The sequence below is a fragment of the Vannielia sp. SX4 genome (assembly GCF_052828525.1).
Genome location: NZ_CM128247.1, coordinates 2911432 through 2933768 on the forward strand (window position 1 = coordinate 2911432; position 22337 = coordinate 2933768).

General features: G+C 65.1%; 24 protein-coding genes. 13 read left to right on the plus strand and 11 right to left on the minus strand.

Annotation, left to right across the window (positions count from 1 at the left end; translation table 11 throughout):
- Positions 1 to 8: 8 nt before the first annotated feature.
- The 5 genes from ACUXVX_RS14405 to ACUXVX_RS14425 form a co-directional block, all read right to left on the minus strand.
- Complete coding sequence (locus ACUXVX_RS14405) at positions 9 to 485, minus strand: thermonuclease family protein (RefSeq protein WP_446308833.1); 477 nt, start codon at positions 483 to 485, stop codon at positions 9 to 11.
- A 51-nt stretch (positions 486 to 536) separates the two neighbouring features.
- Positions 537 to 1334: a glycosyl transferase gene (locus ACUXVX_RS14410; RefSeq protein ID WP_446308834.1), complete on the minus strand. Its 798-nt coding sequence runs from the start codon at positions 1332 to 1334 to the stop codon at positions 537 to 539.
- Between the two features lie 18 nt (positions 1335 to 1352).
- Entirely contained in the window at positions 1353 to 1844 is a 492-nt protein-coding gene (gene coaD / locus ACUXVX_RS14415) for a pantetheine-phosphate adenylyltransferase (RefSeq protein WP_222468908.1), read from the minus strand.
- Between the two features lie 198 nt (positions 1845 to 2042).
- On the minus strand, positions 2043 to 2477 hold the full coding sequence (locus tag ACUXVX_RS14420) for a CBS domain-containing protein (protein ID WP_222468907.1): 435 nt from the start codon (positions 2475 to 2477) through the stop codon (positions 2043 to 2045).
- A 57-nt stretch (positions 2478 to 2534) separates the two neighbouring features.
- Complete coding sequence (locus ACUXVX_RS14425) at positions 2535 to 3428, minus strand: LysR family transcriptional regulator (RefSeq protein WP_446308835.1); 894 nt, start codon at positions 3426 to 3428, stop codon at positions 2535 to 2537.
- A gap of 106 nt (positions 3429 to 3534) precedes the next feature.
- Between ACUXVX_RS14425 and ACUXVX_RS14430 the strand changes: the two genes are divergently transcribed.
- On the plus strand, positions 3535 to 5037 hold the full coding sequence (locus ACUXVX_RS14430; RefSeq protein ID WP_446308836.1) for a CoA-acylating methylmalonate-semialdehyde dehydrogenase: 1503 nt from the start codon (positions 3535 to 3537) through the stop codon (positions 5035 to 5037).
- A 63-nt stretch (positions 5038 to 5100) separates the two neighbouring features.
- On the opposite strand, the gene ACUXVX_RS14435 is transcribed toward ACUXVX_RS14430, so the two are convergent.
- Both ACUXVX_RS14435 and ACUXVX_RS14440 read right to left on the minus strand, forming a co-directional pair.
- Positions 5101 to 5298: a hypothetical protein gene (locus ACUXVX_RS14435; RefSeq protein ID WP_446308837.1), complete on the minus strand. Its 198-nt coding sequence runs from the start codon at positions 5296 to 5298 to the stop codon at positions 5101 to 5103.
- A 303-nt stretch (positions 5299 to 5601) separates the two neighbouring features.
- Positions 5602 to 6552, minus strand: coding sequence for a glycosyltransferase (locus ACUXVX_RS14440; protein ID WP_446311547.1), 951 nt, complete (start codon positions 6550 to 6552; stop codon positions 5602 to 5604).
- A 277-nt stretch (positions 6553 to 6829) separates the two neighbouring features.
- On the opposite strand from ACUXVX_RS14440, the gene ACUXVX_RS14445 reads away from it, so the two are divergent.
- The gene (locus ACUXVX_RS14445; protein ID WP_446308838.1) at positions 6830 to 7246 is read left to right on the plus strand and encodes a hypothetical protein; all 417 of its coding nucleotides are present in this window, start codon (positions 6830 to 6832) and stop codon (positions 7244 to 7246) included.
- 71 nt (positions 7247 to 7317) lie between these two features.
- Entirely contained in the window at positions 7318 to 7635 is a 318-nt protein-coding gene (locus ACUXVX_RS14450) for a hypothetical protein (RefSeq protein ID WP_222493741.1), read from the plus strand.
- 56 nt (positions 7636 to 7691) lie between these two features.
- On the opposite strand, the gene ACUXVX_RS14455 is transcribed toward ACUXVX_RS14450, so the two are convergent.
- On the minus strand, positions 7692 to 9101 hold the full coding sequence (locus ACUXVX_RS14455; protein WP_446311548.1) for an NCS1 family nucleobase:cation symporter-1: 1410 nt from the start codon (positions 9099 to 9101) through the stop codon (positions 7692 to 7694).
- Between the two features lie 302 nt (positions 9102 to 9403).
- On the opposite strand from ACUXVX_RS14455, the gene ACUXVX_RS14460 reads away from it, so the two are divergent.
- From ACUXVX_RS14460 to ACUXVX_RS14500, 9 genes are all read left to right on the plus strand, one after another.
- Positions 9404 to 10537 carry a carboxylate-amine ligase gene (locus ACUXVX_RS14460; RefSeq protein WP_446308839.1) on the plus strand — a complete coding sequence of 378 codons (1134 nt, stop codon included), beginning with the start codon at positions 9404 to 9406 and terminating at the stop codon, positions 10535 to 10537.
- A 274-nt stretch (positions 10538 to 10811) separates the two neighbouring features.
- The gene (locus ACUXVX_RS14465) at positions 10812 to 11951 is read left to right on the plus strand and encodes an acyl-CoA dehydrogenase family protein (protein WP_446308840.1); all 1140 of its coding nucleotides are present in this window, start codon (positions 10812 to 10814) and stop codon (positions 11949 to 11951) included.
- The gene (locus ACUXVX_RS14470; protein ID WP_446308841.1) at positions 11948 to 13003 is read left to right on the plus strand and encodes an enoyl-CoA hydratase/isomerase family protein; all 1056 of its coding nucleotides are present in this window, start codon (positions 11948 to 11950) and stop codon (positions 13001 to 13003) included. Before ACUXVX_RS14465 ends, ACUXVX_RS14470 begins: the two co-directional genes overlap by 4 nt.
- Positions 13000 to 13869, plus strand: a complete 870-nt coding sequence (mmsB, locus tag ACUXVX_RS14475) for a 3-hydroxyisobutyrate dehydrogenase (protein ID WP_446308842.1) — start codon at positions 13000 to 13002, stop codon at positions 13867 to 13869. The genes ACUXVX_RS14470 and mmsB overlap by 4 nt, the downstream gene beginning before the upstream one ends.
- A gap of 98 nt (positions 13870 to 13967) precedes the next feature.
- Complete coding sequence (locus ACUXVX_RS14480; protein WP_446308843.1) at positions 13968 to 14177, plus strand: YgaP family membrane protein; 210 nt, start codon at positions 13968 to 13970, stop codon at positions 14175 to 14177.
- A gap of 117 nt (positions 14178 to 14294) precedes the next feature.
- On the plus strand, positions 14295 to 14708 hold the full coding sequence (locus tag ACUXVX_RS14485; protein WP_446308844.1) for a hypothetical protein: 414 nt from the start codon (positions 14295 to 14297) through the stop codon (positions 14706 to 14708).
- Between the two features lie 71 nt (positions 14709 to 14779).
- Complete coding sequence (locus ACUXVX_RS14490; protein WP_446308845.1) at positions 14780 to 15514, plus strand: hypothetical protein; 735 nt, start codon at positions 14780 to 14782, stop codon at positions 15512 to 15514.
- Positions 15515 to 15628: 114 nt separating this feature from the next.
- Positions 15629 to 16288, plus strand: coding sequence for a hypothetical protein (locus ACUXVX_RS14495; protein WP_446308846.1), 660 nt, complete (start codon positions 15629 to 15631; stop codon positions 16286 to 16288).
- A 132-nt stretch (positions 16289 to 16420) separates the two neighbouring features.
- Positions 16421 to 16813, plus strand: a complete 393-nt coding sequence (locus ACUXVX_RS14500; RefSeq protein WP_446308847.1) for a hypothetical protein — start codon at positions 16421 to 16423, stop codon at positions 16811 to 16813.
- Between the two features lie 141 nt (positions 16814 to 16954).
- Here ACUXVX_RS14500 and uvrA read toward each other — a convergent pair whose 3' ends face one another.
- Together uvrA and ACUXVX_RS14510 are read right to left on the minus strand one after the other, a co-directional pair.
- A complete protein-coding gene (gene uvrA / locus ACUXVX_RS14505) occupies positions 16955 to 19816 on the minus strand; it encodes an excinuclease ABC subunit UvrA (protein WP_446308848.1) in 2862 nt (953 codons plus the stop codon).
- A 96-nt stretch (positions 19817 to 19912) separates the two neighbouring features.
- Entirely contained in the window at positions 19913 to 20830 is a 918-nt protein-coding gene (locus tag ACUXVX_RS14510) for a LysR family transcriptional regulator (protein ID WP_446308849.1), read from the minus strand.
- An 82-nt stretch (positions 20831 to 20912) separates the two neighbouring features.
- Between ACUXVX_RS14510 and ACUXVX_RS14515 the strand changes: the two genes are divergently transcribed.
- Positions 20913 to 21206: a DUF1330 domain-containing protein gene (locus ACUXVX_RS14515; protein ID WP_446308850.1), complete on the plus strand. Its 294-nt coding sequence runs from the start codon at positions 20913 to 20915 to the stop codon at positions 21204 to 21206.
- Here ACUXVX_RS14515 and ACUXVX_RS14520 read toward each other — a convergent pair.
- The gene (locus tag ACUXVX_RS14520; RefSeq protein ID WP_446308851.1) at positions 21181 to 22323 is read right to left on the minus strand and encodes an MFS transporter; all 1143 of its coding nucleotides are present in this window, start codon (positions 22321 to 22323) and stop codon (positions 21181 to 21183) included. The two genes, ACUXVX_RS14515 and ACUXVX_RS14520, sit on opposite strands and share 26 nt — an antisense overlap.
- Positions 22324 to 22337: the final 14 nt, after the last annotated feature.

Below are 22337 nucleotides of genomic sequence, written 5' to 3' on the forward strand. Positions count from 1 at the left end.
ACGCGCAATTATTGGTCATTCCGCAGCTTGTTCCACTCCGGGGAACAGAAATCAATGTCAGGATCGCCCTTCTCCCAAATCGCGACGTAGCTCGTTCTGAGCATTTGGCGATCAAGGGGGGTTCCGCGCTCTACATTCCTGCGAAAAGCGTCGGCAATCACACGTTTGGCAAACGAGCCAGCCTCTACGTTCTCCAAACGAATGTCGGTGTCAGGGGGAATTTCCTCTTCGAGAGCACTCTTTGCGAGCGTTCCCAGATACTTTTCATTGTCGCAGCTTGACTGAGTGATCTCAGGCGCGTCGATACCGCGAATGCGAACGCTGACGGTGGAAGAAATTGTCGGCCAAATTTCTACGGCCGCTTCGAACGTGTCGCCATCGATCACGCGAACGACCTTGCCGTAATATGGACCCTCAAAAATCTCCTTGGAGAGGGCTGGTCCGGCCAATGCCGCAGCCAGAATAGAGATGTAGACCAATTTCATGAGAATATTCCTTTGCTATCTACGAAAAGGTAGCAATCCAAAGGCGTTTGGTCACGCCCACTCCGCCCCAAGATCATCCCGCGCCCGGTCGATCCAATGTTCCGCCAGCCAGGGTGTCGGCTTGCAATAGCGCAGCCACGAGCCCGAGTAGCCCTCCACCGCCTCATGCATCTTCGGGTGCCCGTGAAAGCACACCACCTTCGCCGGCTCGGGCAGCTTGGCCGGAACCAGCCAGTTCTTCGGCGGTAGCCCGAGGCAATCATGCTTGAAGCTCACCACCTCGTCGCCGGGCAGATAGGCAAACTCACCCCGCTCCTGCGCCAGCGTCGATGTATACCGCTGCTCGCTCCCCCGCGCCTTCTCCACTTGGCGCTTCGCATCGCCTGCCAGCACCTCGTAGAGCCAGCCGTGCAGCGCCGGGTCGAACCGAAACACTGAGCCGTGGCCGGTCTTCCGGCCCCGCCGCGCCTCCACCCAATCGGCCCGCATCGCCACCTTGCCGGGGGCGTAGTTCAGCAAGCCGTCCAAAGACCCCGTCACAACCACGTCCAGATCGAACCCCAACAAAGGCCCGTCCAAGTCGGGGATCAGCCCGGGCCGGAACAGCGAGACCTTGCGCATCGCCCCCTGCCGGTTGGCCACGGCCAGCGCCGCATCCATCTCGGCCAGAAACGGCTCCATCGGCAGGTCCAGCACCTCCACATCGGGGTGCAGCCCGCCGCGCTCTTCGGTCATGCAGAAGAACCGCACATCATCGCTCAAGTGCCGCCGCGCCCCGCTATAGAGCCGGTTCACGTACTCAGGGCCAAAGAGCGTGCCCCATTTGATGCAGATGACATTGGCAACCATGGCGCTGCCCTACCCGGCTCAGGCGTACTTGGCCAGCAGCTTCTCACGCACCGAGGGGCTGACGAACTTCGAGATGTCCCCCCCCAGCCGCGCGATCTCCTTCACCAGCTTGGAGGCAATCGCCTGCCGCTCCGCGCTAGCCATCAGGAAGACCGTCTCGATGCTGTCGTCAAGCTGCCGGTTCATGCCAACCATCTGATATTCATACTCGAAATCGGCCACGGCCCGCAGCCCGCGCACGATCAGCCCGGCGCCCACATCGCGGGCGCAGTCGATCAGCAGGTTCTCGAACGGATGCACCACGATCTCGCAGCCGGTGCGCTCGGCAATCGCGCGGCACTCGTCGCCCACCATCGCCTCGCGCTCTTCAAGGTCAAACAGCGGCCCCTTGTCGCGATTGATCGCAACGCCGATCACCAGCCTGTCCACCAGCGCGGTGGCCCGGGTGATGATGTCGATATGGCCAAGCGTTACCGGGTCGAACGTGCCCGGATAAAGCCCCACGCGCATGGCTGTCCCTCCCTCGCGCCTCGGATCGGCGGCAGAAAACACCAGTGGCCTGCGGGGGGCAAGGCGAAACCGGGTGCGCGGCGCAACATTCTTGCGTGGCATCCAGCAGCCCTCACAGCGCGGCCCCGCCCGTCGAGCGCGCCTTTACGGCGCACCAAGCCAAGCGCAGCCCAAAGCCCAACCCCTAGCCGGCCGGGCTCAATGCCCCATGATCATCCCTTCAAGCGCGTTCTTCTCCATCGCCAGTTCCGAAAGCCGCGCCTTCACCACGTCACCGATCGAAATGAGGCCGATCATCTCCTCGCCCTCCAGCACCGGCATGTGGCGAAACCGGCCCTCGGTCATCTTCTCCAGCACGCTCAGCGCGGTCTCCTCCTTGGAGCAGGTCACCAGCTTGGAGGTCATCAGGTCATCCACCGTGTCGCTCAGGCAGCCCGGCCCGCGCCGCCCCAGCTCGCGCACGATGTCGCGCTCCGAGAGGATGCCCTGTGCTGTCTTCCCATCGGCCGAAACGATCACCGAGCCGATCCGCTTTTCCGAGAGCAGGCGAGCCGCATCGGCGACAGAGCTTCCGGGCTTCACACAGAGCACGCCGCCTTCGCCCTTGTCCTTGAGAATCTGTTGCACAAGCATGGCTTACCTCCGACTTTGCCCGTTCAAGTTGAGGGTCGCGCCAGCCGGGGCGCTCTGTCAAGCTTCCGCTTCGAGCCGCTCCACCTCTGCGCGGAGCCCCTCGCACAGGAGTTCCGCAAAGCGGCTCATCCGGCGGACGCGGCGATCATCGGCATGGCGCACCAGCCAGAAGGTCCGGCGCAGCGCCACTTCTTCGGGCAGCACACGCTCCACGCGGCCCGCGTTGCCAAGCGCAAACCCATGCACAACCCCGATCCCCTTGCCCTGCCGGACCCACGCAAACTGCACCGAGACCGAGTTGGAGGCGAGCTGCACCTTCTCCAGCCCCAACTCGCCGAGATAATCCAGCTCCTTGTCGAAGATCATGTCGGGGATATAGCCCACCAGTCGCTTGCCCCGCAGGTCATCCAGCCGCTCGATCGGGTTGCCCTTCAGCCAGCGGCGATGGGCGGCAAGGTAAAGGTGGTAATCGGTGATCTTCTGTACCGTCAGCCGCCCGGCAGTGGGGCGCGAGACGGCAATTGCCATGTCGGCCTCCCGGCGGTTGAGGTTGAAGACCCGCGGCAGCGACACGATCTGCACCTCCAGCTCCGGATGCGCATCGCAAATCCGCGCCACCACCTGCGGCAGCAGGAAGTTGGCACAGCCGTCCGGCGCCCCCACCCGGATCGCGCCGGTCAGCCTGTCTTCCTGCCCGCGCACCGCATCCTCGGCGGTGAGCATCGCCTGCTCCAACTCCTCGGCATGCGGCATCAGCCGCTCGCCCGCCTCGCTCGGTGCATAGCCTTGCGGTGATTTCAGGAACAGCGGCGCCCCAAGGCTCTCCTCCAGCCGCTGCACCCGCCGCCCCACTGTGGCCGGGTCCAGCTTCAGCGCCGTGCCCGCGCCAGAGAGGCTGCCCTCCCGCGCCACAGCGATGAAAATCCGCATGTCATCCCACGAGAAGGCCATTCAGGTACCTGCATTAATGCAAAACGTCTTTGTCAAACTGCCGCTTCTACCGGAGGAAGTGCAAGAGTAGGATCCGCCCGAGCCAGAAAACAGGAGGAGTTCCGCCATGAGCACCCAGATCGGACATTTCATCGACGGCAAGCACAGCGCAGGCCAGTCCGGCCGCAGCGCCGACATCTTCAATCCTGCCACCGGCGAGGTGCAGGACAGCGTCGCTCTGGCCTCCAAGGCCGAGGTCGATGATGCCGTCGCCCGCGCCGCCGAAGCCCAGAAGGCCTGGGGCGCGACCAACCCGCAGCGCCGCGCCCGGGTGATGATGAAGTTCGGCGCCCTGATCAACGAGCACATGGAAGAGCTGGCCGAGCTGGTCGCCCGCGAGCACGGCAAGACCATCCCCGACGCCAAGGGCGATGTGCAGCGCGGGCTCGAGTTCGTCGAGGTCTGCATGGGCGCGCCCCACATGCTGAAGGGCGAATACACCGATGACGGCGGCCCCGGCATCGACCTCTACTCCATGCGCCAGCCTCTCGGCGTTGTGGCTGGCATCACCCCCTTCAACTTCCCCGCGATGATCCCGCTGTGGAAGATGGCTGGCTCCCTCGTCTGCGGCAACGCCATGATCCTCAAGCCCTCCGAGCGCGTGCCGTCTACAGCCATGCGCCTCGCCGAGCTTCTGCAGGAGGCCGGCCTGCCCGATGGCGTGCTGCAGGTGGTGAACGGCGACAAGGAGGCGGTAGACGCCCTGCTGGATAACGAAACCATCCAGGCCGTCGCCTTCGTCGGCTCCACGCCGATCGCCCAGTACATCTACAGCCGCGCCACCGCGAACGGCAAACGCGCCCAGTGCTTCGGCGGCGCCAAGAACCACATGATCGTCATGCCCGACGCCGACATGGACAAGGCAGCTGATGCCCTCGTTGGTGCCGCCTACGGCGCCGCAGGCGAGCGCTGCATGGCCATCTCCGTCGCCGTGCCGGTGGGTGAAAAGACCGCCGACACCCTGATCGAAAAACTGGTGCCCCGCATCGAGGCGCTCAAGGTCGGCCCCTATACCTCCGAGAACGATGTCGACTACGGCCCGGTCATCACCGCCGCCGCCAAGGAGCGCATCCTCGGGCTGGTGAACTCCGGCGTCGAGCAAGGCGCCGAACTGGTCGTCGATGGCCGCGACTTCTCGCTGCAAGGCTACGAAGAGGGCTTCTTCGTTGGCCCGCACCTCTTCGACCGCGTGACCCCCGACATGGACATCTACAAGGAAGAGATCTTCGGCCCCGTCCTGACCCAGGTCCGCACCGAGAGCTACGAAGAGGCCCTCAAGCTGACGATGGACAACCCCTACGGCAACGGCACGGCGATCTATACCGCCGACGGCGACACTGCCCGCGACTTCGCCCATCGGGTCAATGTCGGCATGGTCGGCATCAACTTCCCGATCCCTGTGCCGCTGAGCTACCACACCTTCGGCGGCTGGAAGAAATCCGGCTTCGGTGACCTCAACCAATACGGCCCCGACGCCTTCCGCTTCTACACCCGCACCAAAACGGTCACCTCCCGCTGGTTCTCGGGCATCAAGGAAGGCGGCGAATTCGCCTTCAAACAGATGGACTAAGGCGGGCGTCACTCCGAGACGAACCACAAAGGACCGGGCCCCCTGCCCGGTCCTTTTTCTGTGTCACGACCCCTTGTTCAGATGCGCGTCAAAATCCACATGGGCGCGGCCGGGCAGGCAGAACTCCAAAATCTCGCGCCGGCCCGCCTCTGTCGTCATCTGATCCAACCCGAAAACCCGAACATTCTCAGGCCAGGCCGCAGCCGTCTCATCGAGCTTTGCATAGTAGAGGTCATAGTAGCGGCAAATGTAGTCTTCCAACGCACTCCGCTGCGGAAGCTCGAACGCCGGAAAGTTCTTGTCCCAAACAGGATCCGTCTCCCAGCCCTTCTGCGGGGCGGGATGATTTGCAGCGATCCGCCTACTTGGGAAAAAGCCAGACAGGCGACTGCTACCCGCGCCGCTTTCTTCATTGCGTGGAGAATAACTTCCATCCGGCTCTAAACATCAGCCGCACGCCGGAACCCCGCATCGAACCACACGTCTGCGCGCCCTCAAAGGCTGCCAAACCCTTACCGATTATTGCAACCGCCTCACACACGCCGGACCGAAGACCGCCTGACCCTACTGACTTTCCACATGAAGGGTCTCGCGGCGCGGCGCATAATGTCCACTCTTCAGGCCGATCGCGGCACGCATCAAGCCCGTTGCCATTCCAAGCTTGAAGCCCGCATTCACAAGCGCCTTGCGCCCACGCACCGGTACCGCCAACAGATTTATGAAGACGTCGATCAACCGCTGAGCCACTCTGATCCAGGTCTTCAACGGGCTGTGCTTGCGGATCATCACGTCATTGCTCGCCTGATCTCTTGCACGGCCAGCGTAGTACGAAAGGGTCAGACGCTTCTGTGGCAGCGTTTCACATACCCGGGCGGAGGGGACCCAGCCGATCCGTGCGCCCGCTCCGCGCATCTGTCGGCTGAACCGCGTATCACTGCCGCCAGTATACCGCAGCGCATCATCAAACCTCAGCCCGTTCGCACGCACCGCGTCAAGTCGAACGCACCAGTTGTTTGTGTAGATGTCGAGTTTGGGGTCCTCCACCGCCGCAATATCGGCTTCACGCCGGGCGTTACGCTTGAGCGAGCGTTCCGTCTTGTGCAGGAACACCGCCTCCTGCATCGGGCTCAACTGATCGGCGGGCCGCTCAAACTCGACCGGCCCACCGCAAAGGTCCAAGTCCCGGGCCTGCATCGCTGAAATCAGGTTCACCAGCCAATCACGCCGCACGACTTCGTCGTCATCCACAAAGGTCAGAAAGTCGAAGCCCTGATCCAGCGCGGCGGTCAGAACGCGATTGCGCGCGAACGGAATTCCCTTCTTGGGCTCCAGCATCAGTTGGACCGGCTCGGGCACCTCGCTCCGGAAGTTGTCCACAACATCGGAAATGGTGCTCTCGTCATCGTTCTCACAGAATACGAACTCGATGGCAGCCCCGTCCGGCCGCTCCATGCTCGCAAAGCTGTCCAGTAGACACTTGAGACCTTCAGGCCGTCGGCGCGTGATAGCGCCCACTGCAATACGCAAATCGAACCCCCTACAAAAAGCGTACTTTCAGGGGCGAGGATGGTGACCCTGATGGCGCACCTTGCCCGCTGGCTGCACCTCGCAACTGGATCAAATCTTAGTGGAGCGCGCCCTGGCGATCAACCAATCCGACCGACATGGCCCCGCTCGGGAAGCAAGTCTCCGCTGAAATTCCGCGAGCCACCGGCCAGGTTCCCCAAGGCCTTCGCCGCTGGACTTTCCTTGACCCGCCAGTCAAAACCCCCTGACCGCTCAAGGACCACCAATGCCACTCACCTACCGCATCTTTCCCGACATCGGCCTCGTCTACGTTCGCTATGAAGACCACGCCGGCATCGCCGAAACGATGGAAACCTTCGGCCGCTACATGTCTGATCCGGGCTTCCGCCCCGGCCAGAAGCAGCTGGTTGATCTCTCCGCCGTCACCAGCTGGGACAAGGATTACGCCGCCCTCCTCGGCATTCAGGCCAAGAAGGCCGAGGCCTTTCTGCGCGGGCCGGAGACCATCATGGTCTATTACGCCCCCACCCCGCAGACCGCCGAGATGGCGCGGCTGATCATGCGCAGCTGGGAAGACCTCGATGCCATCGTGCCAATCCTGCAGGATACCGAGCGCGGCACGCTCGAGGTGCTGGGCCTGTCCGAAACGAGCTTCGACGCGCTCGCCCGCCGCCCGGTCTGACAGCGCGCCCCCCCCCGCGCGGAACCCCCGGCCAGACACCGGCGTTACTCCTTCAACCGAAAGGAAACGCCATGATCCGCACTGCCTTCACCCTCTGCGCCACGCTTGCCGCCGCGCCCCTCGCGGCCCAGAGCTTCCAGAGCCCCGATTGCCCCACCGGCTCGACCCGCACCGGAAACGAGTGCATCGCGCCGAACGGCATCGTGACCCAGCGCTTCGTCCTGCCCCAGATCACCGACGAGGCAGACGATGGCCGCGTGGTTTACAACCTGTCGTCCGACAGCCCCTCCGGCCTCCGCTCGACCGGCGAGAGTGACCGGGTGGTGATCCGCGAAAACTCTCTCTTCGTCACCGATCTGGACGCCGACCTCACCGTCATCGCCGACTAAAAGCCGATGGCCCGCCCAATGGGGCGGGCCGCCCCGTCTACCGGGTTTCGCAGCACTCAGGCCGCGACCTTCCCTTTCGCCAAAGCCATGTAGACCGCGCCGCCAAGCCCTGCCCCGATCAGCCAGGCGTAGCCCGACAACACCGCCAGAAACGGCACCCAAACGGTAGCCACCGAGAACACCGCACCCACGGCGAAGGCGATCATCGCCGCATCGTTCCAGCCATTACCGTAGCGATACCGCCCGCCTTCGAGGTCATAGAGCTCGTCGCGCACCAGCTCCTGTTTCCGCAGCAGGTAGTAATCCGCCATCATGATCCCGAAGACCGGCGCCAAGGTCGCCCCCAGCGTATTCACGAAGCCGCTGATCCCGAACTCGGCGATGAAGCTCGTCCAGAGCCCGCCGATCACCAGCGCAAAGACCGAGGTGATCATGCCCGCCATGCGGAAGCTGATCCGCTTGGGCGCAAGGTTGGCGATCCCGTTCACGCTCGGGATGAAGTTGGCCACAAGGTTGATCCCCACGGTCGCGGCAAAGAAGGTCACGGCGGCGATGATGCTGAGCACCACGCTATCGGTCTTCTCCACGATCTCGGTCGGGTTGATGATCGCCTCGCCATAAACCACCGCCGCCCCGGCCGTGGTCAGCAGCGCCAGCGCCGAGAACAGGATCATGTTCAGCGGCAGCCCTGCGAGGTTCCCCAGCAGCATCGCCCGCCGATCTTTCGCATAGCGGCTGAAGTCGGAAAAGTTCAGCAACACCGCCGCGAAATAGCTGATCATCGTGCCCACGATGGCGATGAACCCGGTGATCTCCGTGCCCCATGTCGCCTCCGGATTGGCAAAGATCGTCCGCGCCTGCGCCAGCAATTGCCCGTCCGACTTCTGCCAAAGCACGATCACCAGCCCGATCATCACCGCATAAACGAACGGCCCGGCGATGTTCAGAAAGGTCTCAACCCAGCCCATCCCGCGCCAGAAGATGACGATATGAAAGGCCCAAACGATGAAGAAGCTCACCCAATCCACCGCCGTCAGCCCCAGCACCTCCGCGCCGCCGCTCAGCCCGGTGACCGAATAGATCAGCAGCGCCAGCGCGGTGGAGGCAAAGTAGACCTGCACGCCATACCAGAACACCGCCACGATTGCCCGTAGCACCGCCGGCAGCTTGGCCCCCTGCGTCCCCTTCGAGGCCCGCGCCAACACCGGATAGGGGATGCCATAGCGCTCCCCCGCCGCGCCAGAGAGGTTGACCAGAAACATCACCAGCAGCCCCGAGCAGATCAGCGCGGCAAAGGCCGTCCAGCCGCTCACCCCGTAACTGATGAAGAGCGAGGCCACGAGGCTGTAGCCAAAGAGCGACTGGATGTCGTTGGCCCAGATGTTGAATATCGCAAACCAGCCCCAGCTCTTCGCTCCTCCCGTCACCGGCGCCAGCGCATCCTCGCCGCCGCCCGCATTTGGCATCTCCGCCCCCGGTATCTCTTCGATCGTGGCCATGGTCGTCCCTCCTGACCTGCTGTCGTTTCATCCGCGCAAAAGGCCCCCGCCACGCCGCTGCGCGCACCACCGGCCCCCTGCGCCAATCCTCCCCCCGCCTGGCGGCCCGCGCCAGCCCGCCGCCGTCGCATTGGCCACTCGCCCTGCGGTTGCCTTTCCCCTGCCCGCCGCGCCGCCCCGCCTGCCCAAAACCTGTGCGCCCGGCACACGTCTTTTTCTTCCCCGACCCGCCCGCCTCTGCCACTCTCCTCCAAACAGCGGAGGCACCCATGGCCGTCACCACCCCCAGCTTCACCCTCGGCATCGAGGAAGAATATCTGCTGGTCGACCGCGACACGCTCGACCTCGCCCGCGCGCCCGAAGCGCTGATGGAGGCCTGCACCGCCGAGCTGTCCGAGCAGGTCTCACCCGAGTTCCTGCAATGCCAGATCGAGATCGGTACCCGCGTGTGCGAAAACATCGGCGCCGCCCGCGAGGAGCTCAAACGCCTGCGCGCCACCGTCTCCCGCTGCGCCGCCGCCCACAACCTCGCCCCCATCGCCGTCTCGTGCCACCCCTTCGCCGACTGGAAGGACCAGCCCCACACCGACCGCGACCGTTACAACGCCCTCTCCCGCGACCTCGGCGGCGTGGTCCGGCGGATGCTCATCTGCGGCATGCACGTCCACGTCGGCATCGAAGATGACGATCTGCGCGCCGACCTGCTGCCGCAACTCAGCTACTTCCTGCCGCATCTGCTCGCCCTCTCCTCCTCCTCGCCGTTCTGGCAGGGCGAGGATACCGGCCTCGCCTCCTACCGCCTCACCGTCTTCGACAACCTCCCCCGCACCGGCCTGCCGCCCAGCTTCGACAGCTTCGGCGAATACGAGCGCACCGTGCAGGTGCTGATCGACCTTGGCGTGATCGAAGACAGCACCAAGATCTGGTGGGATCTGCGCCCCTCCCACCGCTTCCCCACGCTCGAGACCCGCATCTGCGACGTGAGCCCCCGGCTGGAAGACACGCTCACCCTCGCCGCCACCAACCAGGCCCTCCTTCGCATGCTCTGGCGCATGCGCAGCCGCAACCTCCGCTGGCGCCGCTACGACCGCTTCCTGATCGCCGAAAACCGCTGGCGCGCCCAACGCTACGGCACCACCGAAGGCCTGATCGACTTCGGCGCCCGCGAGATCATCCCGATGCAAACCCTCGCCGAAGAACTCGTCGACATCCTCGCAGAAGACGCCCACGCCCTAGGCTGCGAAGCCGAAATCGCCCGCCTCCCGGAGATCGTCACCAAAGGCACCTCTGCAGACCGCCAGCGGGAGGTGTTCAAGGGGAACCTTGAGGCGGGGGCCGACAACCCGGCGGCAATGAGGTCAGTGGTGGAGCACCTCATCGACGAGTTTCACGAGGGGTTGTGACGCTTAAAATTCGCCGAAAATCCGCGCCACTGCCAAAAACACATCCCGCCCTCCTGATAACCACTTCGAATTCATCTAAAATTCCCCCCACCCCGCCCCATTTTCTTGCTGAAAATATTCCCGGGGGTGTGGGGGCAGCGCCCCCACTCCACCACCAACCACCCTCCCCACACCCGCATTTCTGCAAAACCAACCTGACTCAAAACCTCTTGCCTCACGGCAAACACCCCGCCAGAATTGAACCCGCGTTCAATAACGCAAACGGGAGGACATTATGGATTTCGCGCTCTCCGAGGAGCAGCAGGCCATCTTCGACATGGCCCACAGCTTCGGGCAAGACAACATCGCGCCCCACGCCCAGCAATGGGAGCGCGAGGGCACCATCCCCAAGGCCCTCTGGCCCGAGATCGCCGCCCTCGGCCTCGCTGGGCTCTACGTCCCCGAAGAGCATGGCGGCTCCGGCCTCTCCCGGCTTGATGCCACGCTGGTCTTCGAGGCCCTCTCCATGGCCTGCCCCTCGGTCGCGGCCTTCCTCTCCATCCACAACATGTGCGCCAAGATGCTCTCGGCCTTCGGCTCCGACGAGACGCGGGAAAAGTACCTGCCCAAGGCGCTCACGATGGAAACCGTCTTCTCCTACTGCCTCACCGAGCCCGGCTCCGGCTCCGATGCGGCGGCGCTGAAAACCAAGGCCACCAAGACCAACGAGGGCTACAGCCTCACCGGCACCAAGTCCTTCATCTCCGGCGGTGGCTACTCCGACGCATATGTCGTCATGGCCCGCACCGGCGATGACACCGCCCGCGGCATCTCCGCCCTCGTCATCGAAGATGGCACAGAAGGTCTCTCTTTCGGCGGGCTGGAAGACAAGATGGGCTGGCGCTCCCAGCCCACCCGGCAAGTCCAGATGGATGGCTGCAAGATCCCGCCTGAGAACCTGCTCGGCGAGGAGGGCAAGGGCTTCAAATACGCCATGATGGGGCTCGACGGCGGGCGGCTGAACATCTCCGCCTGCTCGCTCGGTGCCGCGCAAACCGCGCTCACCGCAACACTCGCCTACATGCACGACCGCAAGGCCTTCGGCCAGTCGATCGACCAGTTTCAGGCCCTCCAGTTCCGCCTCGCCGACATGGAGATCGAACTGCAAGCCGCCCGTGTCTTCCTCCGCCAGGCCGCATGGAAGCTCGACACGCAGGCGCCGGATGCCACCCAATTCTGCGCCATGGCCAAGAAGTTCTGCACCGAGGCCGGCTCCCGCATCGTCGACCAATGCCTGCAACTCCACGGCGGCTACGGCTACCTCGCCGACTACGGCATCGAAAAGCTGGTGCGCGACCTGCGCGTCCACCAGATCCTCGAAGGCACCAACGAAATCATGCGCATGATCACCGCCCGTGCCATGCTGGCGAAATGACAGATATCCGGATTCGCACCGAAGGCCGCGCAGGCCGCATCACCCTGACCCGCGAGAAGGCACTCAACGCCCTCTCCTATGACATGTGCATGGCCGTCGATGAGGCGCTCAATTCCTGGGCCACCGACCCCGCCGTGCAGCTCGTGCTGATCGACGCGGAGGGCGAAAAGGCCTTCTGCGCCGGGGGCGACATCGTCGAGATGCACAGCACCGGCACCGCGGGCGACTATGACTATGGCCGCAGGTTCTGGCGCGACGAATACGCGATGAACGCCCGCCTCGCCACCTACCCCAAGCCCGTCGTCGCCTTCATGCAGGGCTTCACCATGGGCGGCGGCGTCGGGCTGGGCTGCCATGCCTCCACCCGGATCGTCGGCGCCAGCTCCCAGATCGCCATGCCAGAATGCGGCATCGGACTGGTGCCAGACGTGGGCGGTAGCCACATTCTTGCAAGGCTCTCCGCCCTCCACCCCGGCGCGGGCGCCTGGATCGGCACCACCGGCCACCGCCTCAAGGGGATGCACGCGCTCTTCGGCTTTGCCGACCACTTCGTCGACGAGCACCACTGGCCCACCCTCAAGGCCGCCATGTGCGAAAGCGGCACGCCCGGCATTCCCGCCCATCTCGGCGCTGACGATCTCGCCGCGCAGGCCGATTTCTACATCGAGATGAAGACCATCGCGGCCCACTTCAACCGCGCGCCGAGCAAGATCGCCGCCTCCCTCGCCGCCGACCCGTCCGAGCTGGCCCAGCAGGCGCTCAAGGCGCTCTCCCGCGCCGACCCGCTGGCGGCGGCCTGCCACATCGAGATCCTGCGCCGCCTCGGCCCCAAGAGCACCATCCGCGAGGCCCTGACGCTGGAATACCGCTTTACCCATCGCTGCATGGAGCAGGGCAACTTCCTCGAAGGCATCCGCGCCGCCGTCATCGACAAGGACCGCAGCCCCAAATGGCCCCACGCCGCGCTGGCCGATGTGCCCGCCGCGCAGGTCGAGGCCATGCTCGCGCCGCTCGGCGCAGACGATCTGACATTCCCGGAGGACCCCACATGAAAATCGGCTTCATCGGACTGGGCAACATGGGCGCTCCCATGGCTCGCAACCTCATCGCCGCAGGCCACCTCGTGACCGGGTTCGATACCCACGCCGCGCCCGAGGGCATCCCAATGGCCAAATCCGCCGCCGAGGCCGCTGGCGGGGCCGATGTGGTCATCACCATGCTGCCCAACGGCGCGATCCTCCAATCGGTCGCGGGCGACATCCACCCGGCGATGGACACCGGAGCCATTCATCTCGATTGCTCAACCGTCGATGTCGAAAGCGCGCAGGCGGTGGCCGAATCCGCCGAAGCGGCGGGCCTTTCCGCGCTCGATGCCCCCGTCTCCGGCGGCACCGGCGGCGCCACGGCAGGCACGCTCACCTTCATGGTCGGCGGCCCCGAGGCCGCCTATGCCACCGCCCTGCCCCTCTTCGAGGTGATGGGGCAAAAGTCCGTCCTCTGCGGCGGCGCGGGCATGGGCCAGGCCGCCAAGATCTGCAACAACATGATCCTCGGCGTCACCATGATCGCCACCTGCGAGGCCTTCGCCCTGGCCGACAAGCTGGGGCTCGACCGCCAGTCGATGTTCGACGTGGTCTCCACGTCCTCCGGCTACAGCTGGACGATGAACGCCTACTGCCCCGCCCCCGGCGTCGGCCCCAAATCCCCCGCCGACAACGGCTACCAACCCGGTTTCGCCTCCGCCCTGATGCTGAAAGACCTGCGCCTCAGCCAACAGGCCGCCGAAGCCGCCGACGCCGACACACCGATGGGCGAAGCCGCCATGCGCCTCTACGAGGCCTTCGTCGAGGCCGAAGGCGCAGGCGACAAGGACTTCTCCGCCATGCTCCCCCGCTTCGAGACCCGCCACCGACACTAGCCCCTCGCCCAAGGCCCCTGCGGCCAGATGCCCCCTTCTCCCGGCAACCGTTTTAACATATTCTAAACTTAGAATGTAACAGCGCCGGGAGGCCCCTCATGTTCACTCAAAACGTCGGCCGGATCGACCGTCTCATCCGCCTCGCCGCAGGCATCGTCCTGCTGGTGCTCGCCTTCACCGCCCTCAACGGGGCCTGGGCCTGGATCGCCGGGATCGTCGGCCTCGTGATGCTCGGCACCGCCGCCATCGGCTATTGCCCGCCCTACAGCCTGCTCGGCATCAATACCTGCGCGATGAAACGCAACTGACGCTGCGTCTCTTTCGCGCCACAGCCCGCACCTCAAACCACCGTGATGAAACTCCCCCCGAGGCCACGGGTTATTTGAGCGAACCCGCAAGGGATGTAACGCTGGAAAGGTAACGAGATGTCCCGTCTGACCCAAATCACAGCGGCCGCCACGGCGATCTGCCTGGCGGTCGGAAGCCCGGTGCTTGCACAGGGCAAAGGAAACGGCAAAGGCCACGCCAAGCAGAAGCACCGCACCGAACAGGTCGTGCGCGGCTGCCCGCCCGGCCTCGCCAAGAAAAGCCCCGCCTGCGTGCCCCCCGGCCAAGCCAAAAAGCGCGTAAGGGCAGATGACGACCGGCACTACCGGATCAACGTTGGCTCGCGGCTGGACCGCAACGATTACGTCATCGTCCGCCCGTGGCAATACGGCCTCGAGCCCGCCCCCCGTGGCTCGCGCTATGCCGTCTATGATGGCGTGCTGGTCCGGATCGACGAAGACACCGCCGAGGTGCTCGACCTGATCCGCGCGGTGGATGCCATCGCCAACTGATTGCGCCCCAAAAGCGCATCTCGCGGGGCGTGGCGGTGAAACCCGTCGCGCCCCTCGCGCGTTCATATGTCATGGAACGCATCAAATCCCTGCTCGTGCTGATCACGACCGTGACCTTCGCCGCCTCGCCCTTCTTCGTGACGAGCTTCGCGGGCTACGACCCTGCGCTCTTCCCCGTCCCGCAAATCGACCCGCCCGTGCAACCTGCCGGCTGGGCCTTCTCCATCTGGGGGCTGATCTACGCCTGGCTCATCCTCTCCGCCCTCTTCGGCCTCGTCGCCCGGGGTCTGGACCCGAAATGGGACAAGCCGCGCTGGCCGCTCTTCGGCGCGCTGGCCCTCGGCACCTTCTGGCTCTGGACAGCCACGCTCTCGCCCATCTGGGCCACCGTGTTGATCTTCGCCATGCTCATCCTCGCCCTCGGCGCCGCCGCCCGCGCCCCCCAGCATGACAGCTGGCTGCTCGGCGCCCCCATCGGCCTCTTTGCGGGCTGGCTCACCGCCGCCAGCTTCGCTTCACTCGGCATCACCGGGGCGGGCTATGGCCTCCTGATGGGCGAGACGGCATGGGCCATCGCCTGCATCACCGGCGCGCTTGTCGTGGGCCTGACCGTGCTGCTCACCCTCCGCCCCCACGCCACTTACGCGCTCGCTCTGGCCTGGGCGCTGGCCGCCATCGCGGTCAAGGACTGGGCCACCCATACCGATGTCGCCCTGCTGGCCGCCCTCGGCGCGCTGGCGACCCTCGCGGCCCTCGTGCGCAGCTACTGGCTCCGCGCCGTCCCCGAGGCGCGCCACCCGGTCTGAGCCGTTTAAAGGGCGTGAATTCCCGCGCCGCCACACCCGCGATCCTTGCCCGGTCAGCCCTGCTTTGGCAGACTGACCGGTATTTCCAGAATGCTTTTCTCAAGGATCGAACCCATGCAAATGCCCAGTGCCGCGCGGCTGATGACAACGCCCGAACGTGAACTCGTCGAACGGGTCTACGGAAGCACCCTGCCCAGCCGCTACCGCATCATCCTGACCGACGCCCTCGGCGGCGGCGGCGCACCCTTCACCATCCCGACCTCGCTGATCAGCGCCGCCACCATCCCCGGCGCCTTCGGGGCCGCGCTCGACTCGCTCGTGCTGCAGATCCCGGGGATGAGCTGGTTCACCTCCATGCGCAACGCCACCGGCTCCGGCTTCACCGACATCACAAACGCGCTGCGGTCCGTCAGCCAAGCCGCAGGCATCATCAACCTTGGCTACATCATGAACGTCGGCGCCGCCTATCCCGACATGATGGCCAATGACGACACCAAGGAGTTGCTGGTGCATGAAACCTGCCACGTCTGGCAGGGCCACAACAGCTGGTCCTCCACCACCTACGTGCTGAACTCGATCACCCACCAGTGCTCCGGCATGATCAAGGGCCAGTCCCGCAACGCGGCCTACGACTACACGCCCGGCCAGTCCTTCTCGACCTACAACGCCGAGCAGCAGGCCTCCATCGTCGAAGACTGGTATGTCGCCGGCGAGCCCACCAGCGGCGATCTCTGGCCCTACATCCAGAATAACATCCGCACCGGCACCGGCTGACCGGCGGCCCCTCTCGGGCCATCCCGTCCACCGGCGAGTTCCGCCCCACCCGCGCCAAAATGCCGGCTCGGCGGAACCTTGCCGCTCACCGGAGCGTTACCAAGGTAACCAACGCTCAAAACGGACACCCCGATGACCCAGCTGCCCCACACCGGCGCCGGCCCTGCCGCGCTGACCCGATCCGCTCGCCCTCTTGCCTCCGGCCTCCTGCTCGCTGCCGCCGCACTGCTTACCTCCGCCGAGGCCGCAAAATCCGCCTGCCGGATTCAGGTTGAAGGCTCCAAGTGCGAAACCACGGCCCGCTTCGTCCACGCCGCTCCAGGCGGCAGCCGCCTGCCGGTCGCCATCGGTGAGCCGCTGCCGTGGGATTACATGATGCTGATGAACAGCGAATACTTCGGCCTGCCCCCGGCCCAGGACGGCTGGGTCTACTTCCGGGTCGAGGGCCGCGTGGTGCGCGCCGACTATGACACCCGCACCGTGCTCGAGGATGTGACCGGCCAGACCAACCGCGCCTTCTTCTGATCACCGTTGGGATGGGCAGGAAAACTGCCTGCCCACTCCCTAATGCAGCGCACACACACATTAACGCCAGCTTTCGTATTTCATGTGCGAAAACCGCGTATGTATGGAATGTGCATCAGTTGTGCATCGGATGTGCCCCGCCTATTCCGCGGCCACCTTCCGCGCTCCGAGCATCTCCTTAAGATACCGCCCGGTGTGGCTGGCCTCCACTTCGGCCACCTCTTCTGGCGTGCCCGTGGCCACCACCGTACCCCCGCCATCGCCGCCCTCGGGGCCGATATCGATGATATGGTCGGCGGTCTTGATCACATCGAGGTTGTGCTCGATCACCACCACCGAGTTCCCCTGATCCACCAATTCATGCAGCACTTCCAACAGCTTGCGCACATCTTCAAAGTGCAGCCCCGTGGTTGGCTCATCGAGAATGTAGAGCGTTCGCCCGGTTGACCGCTTGCTCAGTTCCTTCGAGAGCTTCACCCGCTGCGCCTCACCGCCCGAAAGCGTCGTCGCCTGCTGGCCCACCTTGATGTAGCCAAGCCCCACACGGCAGAGCGCATCCATCTTCTCCCGGATGCTCGGCACCGCCTTGAAGAACTCTTGAGCATCCTCCACGGTCATATCAAGAACATCCGCAATGCTCTTGCCTTTGAACCGAATTTCCAGCGTCTCGCGGTTGTAGCGCGCGCCCTGACAGGTCTCGCAGGTCACATAGACATCGGGCAAAAAGTGCATCTCGATCTTGATCACACCATCGCCCTGACAGGCCTCGCAGCGCCCCCCCTTGACGTTGAAGCTGAACCGCCCCGGCTTGTAGCCCCGCGCCTTCGCCTCCGGCAGCCCGGCGAACCAGTCGCGGATCGGGGTGAAGGCCCCGGTGTAAGTCGCTGGATTGCTTCGCGGAGTCCGCCCGATGGGCCGCTGGTCGATGTCGATCACCTTGTCCAGCAGCTCCAGCCCCTTGATCGTCTCGCAGGGTGCAGGCGTCTGCCGTGCCCCATTGAGCCGCATCGAGGCGGTCTTGAACAGGGTCTCGATCGTCAGGGTCGACTTCCCGCCCCCGCTAACCCCCGAAACGCAAACGAATTTCCCAAGAGGGAAGTCCACGGTCACGTCCTTGAGGTTGTTGCCGCTGGCCTTCTTCACCGTCAGCTTTTTCTTGTTCCCCTTGCGGCGTTCGGTGGGCACAGGAATTTCTCGCTTTCCGCTGAGATACTCCCCGGTAACAGACTTCGGATTCGCGGCAATCTCCGCAGGCGTCCCGTGGGCCACCACCTCGCCGCCATGCACGCCCGCGCCCGGCCCGATGTCGAACACGTAATCCGCCTCGCGGATGGCCTCTTCGTCGTGCTCCACCACGATCACGGTGTTGCCTTGGTCCCGCAGGTTTTTCAGCGTCTCCAGCAGGCGGCCGTTGTCGCGCTGGTGCAACCCGATGGAGGGCTCGTCGAGCACATAGAGCACACCCGTCAGGCCAGAGCCGATCTGGCTGGCGAGCCGGATCCGCTGGCTCTCGCCGCCACTCAATGTTCCACTTGAACGTGACAGCGTAAGGTATTCCAATCCCACGTTATTCAAGAACCCGAGCCGCTCACGGATCTCCTTCAGAATGGCCCGAGCGATCTCGTTCTTCTGCTTGGTCAGGCTCTCCGGCGCCGCGTCGATCCAGGCCAGCGCCTCGCGGATCGACTTCTGCACAACCTGCCCCACGTGGTCGCCCGCGATCTTCACCGCCAGCGCCTCTTCCCTCAGCCGGTAGCCGTTGCAGGCCCCGCAAGGCCGGTTGTTCTGAAACCGCTCGAACTCTTCGCGGATCCAGTTGCTGTCGGTCTCCCGATAGCGCCGCTCCATATTGGGGATAACCCCTTCAAACGGGCGCGAAATTTCATAAACCCGCCCGCCCTCGTCATAGCGGAACTTGATCTCTTCCTCGCCCGATCCGTAGAGAAAGACTTGCTGCACATGGGCGGGCAGATCCTTCCACCGCGCGTTCTTGTCGAACTCGTAGTGCTTCGCAATCGCCTGAATTGTCTGAAGAAAATACGGGCTCTTGCCCTTTCTCCACGGCGCCAACGCACCATCGGCGATCTTCAGCGCCTGATCGGGCACCACGAGCCGCTCGTCAAAGAACAGCTCCACCCCAAGGCCGTCGCACTCCGGGCAGGCCCCGAAAGGCGCGTTGAACGAGAACAGCCGCGGCTCGATCTCGGGGATGGTGAACCCACTGACAGGGCAGGCAAAATTCTCGGAGAAGGTGATCCGCTCTGGCTCTTCGTCGGCGGCCACCGCCGTCTCCAAAATGGCGATCCCCTGCGCCAGGTCGAGCGCCGTGCGGAACGAATCCGCCAGCCGCGTCTCGATCCCTTCCTTCACCACGATCCGGTCCACCACCACGTCGATATCGTGGCGGTATTTCTTGTCGAGCTTGGGCGCGTCATCCAGCTCGTGAAAGGCGCCATCCACCTTCACCCGCTGGAAACCCTGTTTCCTAAGCTCCAGAAATTCCTTGCGATATTCCCCCTTCCGGTCACGCACGATGGGGGCCAGCAGGTAGGCCCGCGTGCCCTCCTCCATCGTCATCACACGGTCCACCATATCCTGCACCTGCTGCGCTTCGATCGGCAGGCCCGTGGCGGGGCTATAGGGCGTTCCAGCCCGTGCAAAAAGCAGGCGCAGGTAGTCGTAAATCTCCGTCACCGTGCCGACGGTCGAGCGGGGGTTCTTGCTCGTCGTCTTCTGCTCGATGGAGATCGCCGGAGACAGGCCGCTGATGTGATCGACATCAGGTTTTTCCATCATATCAAGGAATTGCCGGGCATAAGCGCTCAGGCTTTCGACATAGCGGCGCTGCCCCTCGGCGTAGATCGTATCAAACGCAAGGCTCGACTTGCCGGAGCCCGAGAGCCCGGTGATCACCACAAGTTCGTCGCGTGGAATGTCCACGTCGATCCCCTTGAGGTTATGCTCGCGCGCGCCGCGCACCTCGATATGCTTCAACTCGGCCATGTCACCCCCGGCGGTTCACAAGGCCAAGAGATAGTGCAGCGCCCGCGCCACGCCAACACAAAAATGAGAACATACCGTAAACATGCTGACAGCGCGTCAATCGCTGCCGAGGTAATGCGCCGAACGGCCCGAAAATCGACCAGCGATGAACCGGAGAAAGCCCGCCACAAGCGGCGCATTGCGCAGGTCGGGGTGGGTCAGCGCCCAGATGGGCATGTAGGGCACCAGCGGCGTGCCGGGCACCCGCACCAAGCCGCGACCGCCCATGAAACAGGGCATCCGGGTCAGCCCGATCCCTTGGCGCACAAGGCTTTCGGCGGCGACCATATCGTCACACAGTGCGGCCAGCGTGGCATTGGCAAAGCGCGACCGGATGCTCTTGGCCACCGGCTCCTCCCAGGCCGTGAAGCCCACCACCGGCAGCGCGCCCGTCCCCTCCAGCGCCGCGCGGTAACGGTTCAGAAACCCTTCACTGGCATAAAGCCCGGCACGCTGGTCGGTTATCTTCCGGCCCCAGAGGCTCTCGGCAGGGGCGTGGCTCACCCGGATCGCCACATCCGCCTCGCGCCGGTGCAGATCAAGGATGCGGTTGTCGCCGAGGATATGCAGTTCAACGGCGGGGTGCTCGGCCTGCCAGAGCGCAATATCCTCGGCAAAGCGCGCATCGGCCAGCAGCGGCGGGATCGTGACGCGCAGCACGCCGCCCTCGCCCGTGCGGGCGGCCAGTTCGAGGTCGAGCGCAATCGCCTCGGCCTCCATCGCCTCGGCCCGCGTGGCCACGGTGGCCCCCTCCGCGGTGGGCCGCACGCCCTCGGGCAGCCGCTCGAAAAACCGCGTGCCGCTGCGCGCCTCCAGCCGCGCAAGCTGGCGCGAGACCGTGCCGTGGTTCACCCCCAGCACCCGCGCCGCGCCCGAGAGGCTCCCGGCGCGGGCCAGTTCCAACACCAGCCTGAGGTCGTTCCACTCCAGCATCCGGCCAGTCTCCCACGTCTTGCCATGTTCCAGCCTTTGCATTCTTGCACAGGCCCCTTGCCGATCCGAGCAATTTTGCAAAGCCGTGCCAAGCGGCAATCTCCGCAAAACGAAAGGAGAGACCATGCCCCATTACGTGACCGTCCAGCTCGAGGTGACCGACCCGGAGCTGATGCAGCAATACCGCGCGCGCGGCTTCGAGCCGGTGGCCAAACACGGCGGAGAGATGATCGCCGGAGGCCCGGACTGCGAGGTGCTGGAAGACAATGGCGGCGGCCCGCCTGCCTCGGTGCTGCTCAGCTTCCCCTCCGCCGAGGCCGCCCGTGCATGGGCGGAAGACCCTGAATTTGCAGAGGTTTACGCGCTCCGCCGCCGGGCCGCGAAAACCACCATCACCCTGCTTCCGCCGGAGGGCTGACGCGGGCGAAGATCACCGAAACCGCCGCCATCCCGGCGAGCGAGAGCACCACGACCAGGGCCGCCATCCCGCCCAGGCCTTCGCCCAGCGCGAGGGTGAAAAGCGGGATGGTGAGCGCCGTGCCGATGTTGCCGAACTGCGCAATCGCCCCGTTGGCCCGCGCCGTGTCGGCCGGGTCGGGGTTGAGCAGCGGCGCCGAGGCAAAGGCCGCCCCCGGCACCGCGCCGAAGGCCAACAGCATCGGCAGTGCAATCGCCAGCCGCAGCCCCGGCAGCAGGAGGAACAGCACCATCAGCGCCGCCCCTGCCGCAAAGGCCACCAGTGCCAACCGCTGCGGCGCGATGGAGCGGGTCGCCGCCCCGGCCCAGAAGGTGCCCACCAGCGCGACCAGCGGCAGCAGCGGCGCCGTCCAGCCGCCAAGGAACTCCGGCAGGAAGGTGATGAGCGACATGAACATCAGCGCGTGCCAGAAGAACATCAGCGCCGGGGCGAACCTGCGGGCGCTGGTGTAGATCGCCACATGCCGCGCCAGCCAGCCCTCCGCCGTGGCCCCGCCCCGGCCCACGCCGCGCGGCAGAATCGGTGCAATCGCCGCGCCGACCGCCGCCAACAGCGCCGCATGTACCCAGTAAAGCCCTGTTCCCGCTAGGCTTTCCACCAGTGAGAAGAGCGCAAAGCCGACCCCGAAGAAGGTGCCCCAAAGCCCCATGACGGCGCCACGATGCCCCGCCGTGCAGCTTGCCGCCATCAGCGTCGGCGCGGCGACAACAATGGCAAGGTGCGCAAACCCCTCCGCCAGCCGCAGCGCCATGAAGAGCCCGAAAGCCGGCAGCAGCGCCTCCGCCGCGCCCAGCGCCACGCCCGCGACGACCGCCGCCAGCAACACCCGCCGCGCCCCGAACCGCGCCACCACGATCCCCGCCGTCGCGCCAAAGGCAATGCCCGCCACGCTGGTCATCGACACCGCGAAGGGCAGCACCCCGCCCGCTTCCGGGTAGCGCTCCGCCAGCGCGCCAAGGGTCAGCGCGGCCTTGGCAAAATGCCCGGCGGCCAGCAGCCCCAGCGCATAGAGCAGGGCCACCAGCGGCCAGTTCGTCTTTTCGGGAGCCTGGGTCATGCCCGCTTGTCGCC

Bases quoted from the DNA above. Each gene is read 5' to 3' on its own strand.
- ACUXVX_RS14480 (WP_446308843.1), top strand. From the start codon at position 13,968: ATGTTCACTCAAAACGTCGGCCGGATCGACCGTCTCATCCGCCTCGCC.
- ACUXVX_RS14465 (WP_446308840.1), top strand. From the start codon at position 10,812: ATGGATTTCGCGCTCTCCGAGGAGCAGCAGGCCATCTTCGACATGGCC.
- ACUXVX_RS14450 (WP_222493741.1), top strand. From the start codon at position 7,318: ATGATCCGCACTGCCTTCACCCTCTGCGCCACGCTTGCCGCCGCGCCC.
- ACUXVX_RS14470 (WP_446308841.1), top strand. From the start codon at position 11,948: ATGACAGATATCCGGATTCGCACCGAAGGCCGCGCAGGCCGCATCACC.
- ACUXVX_RS14455 (WP_446311548.1), bottom strand. From the start codon at position 9,101: ATGCCAAATGCGGGCGGCGGCGAGGATGCGCTGGCGCCGGTGACGGGA.
- ACUXVX_RS14515 (WP_446308850.1), top strand. From the start codon at position 20,913: ATGCCCCATTACGTGACCGTCCAGCTCGAGGTGACCGACCCGGAGCTG.
- ACUXVX_RS14500 (WP_446308847.1), top strand. From the start codon at position 16,421: ATGACCCAGCTGCCCCACACCGGCGCCGGCCCTGCCGCGCTGACCCGA.
- ACUXVX_RS14405 (WP_446308833.1), bottom strand. From the start codon at position 485: ATGAAATTGGTCTACATCTCTATTCTGGCTGCGGCATTGGCCGGACCA.
- ACUXVX_RS14490 (WP_446308845.1), top strand. From the start codon at position 14,780: ATGGAACGCATCAAATCCCTGCTCGTGCTGATCACGACCGTGACCTTC.
- ACUXVX_RS14495 (WP_446308846.1), top strand. From the start codon at position 15,629: ATGCAAATGCCCAGTGCCGCGCGGCTGATGACAACGCCCGAACGTGAA.
- ACUXVX_RS14520 (WP_446308851.1), bottom strand. From the start codon at position 22,323: ATGACCCAGGCTCCCGAAAAGACGAACTGGCCGCTGGTGGCCCTGCTC.
- coaD (WP_222468908.1), bottom strand. From the start codon at position 1,844: ATGCGCGTGGGGCTTTATCCGGGCACGTTCGACCCGGTAACGCTTGGC.
- ACUXVX_RS14485 (WP_446308844.1), top strand. From the start codon at position 14,295: ATGTCCCGTCTGACCCAAATCACAGCGGCCGCCACGGCGATCTGCCTG.
- ACUXVX_RS14445 (WP_446308838.1), top strand. From the start codon at position 6,830: ATGCCACTCACCTACCGCATCTTTCCCGACATCGGCCTCGTCTACGTT.
- mmsB (WP_446308842.1), top strand. From the start codon at position 13,000: ATGAAAATCGGCTTCATCGGACTGGGCAACATGGGCGCTCCCATGGCT.
- uvrA (WP_446308848.1), bottom strand. From the start codon at position 19,816: ATGGCCGAGTTGAAGCATATCGAGGTGCGCGGCGCGCGCGAGCATAAC.
- ACUXVX_RS14420 (WP_222468907.1), bottom strand. From the start codon at position 2,477: ATGCTTGTGCAACAGATTCTCAAGGACAAGGGCGAAGGCGGCGTGCTC.
- ACUXVX_RS14510 (WP_446308849.1), bottom strand. From the start codon at position 20,830: ATGCAAAGGCTGGAACATGGCAAGACGTGGGAGACTGGCCGGATGCTG.
- ACUXVX_RS14425 (WP_446308835.1), bottom strand. From the start codon at position 3,428: ATGGCCTTCTCGTGGGATGACATGCGGATTTTCATCGCTGTGGCGCGG.
- ACUXVX_RS14410 (WP_446308834.1), bottom strand. From the start codon at position 1,334: ATGGTTGCCAATGTCATCTGCATCAAATGGGGCACGCTCTTTGGCCCT.
- ACUXVX_RS14430 (WP_446308836.1), top strand. From the start codon at position 3,535: ATGAGCACCCAGATCGGACATTTCATCGACGGCAAGCACAGCGCAGGC.
- ACUXVX_RS14460 (WP_446308839.1), top strand. From the start codon at position 9,404: ATGGCCGTCACCACCCCCAGCTTCACCCTCGGCATCGAGGAAGAATAT.